The organism is Pantoea sp. LS15 (genome assembly GCF_012241585.1).
Taxonomy (GTDB): domain Bacteria; phylum Pseudomonadota; class Gammaproteobacteria; order Enterobacterales; family Enterobacteriaceae; genus Enterobacter.
The window spans coordinates 1-226 of the sequence record NZ_JAAVXA010000044.1; the positions used below are offsets into that span (position 1 = coordinate 1).

At 51.3% G+C, this 226-nt stretch carries 1 rRNA gene; it reads right to left on the reverse strand.

The features are described from left to right. Window positions 1-148: 148 nt before the first annotated feature. Window positions 149-226, reverse strand: a 16S ribosomal RNA gene (locus HED65_RS22485); the annotation flags it as partial.

Sequence of the window (226 nt, forward strand, 5' to 3'; positions counted from 1 at the left end):
GGGATTCGAACCCCTGTTACCGCCGTGAAAGGGCGGTGTCCTGGGCCTCTAGACGAAGGGGACACTGAAGTCTCAATCGCAAGACGCCTTGCTATTTACTTTTCATCAGACAATCTGTGTGAGCACTGCAAAGGCAGGTTCTTTAAGGTAAGGAGGTGATCCAACCGCAGGTTCCCCTACGGTTACCTTGTTACGACTTCACCCCAGTCATGAATCACAAAGTGGT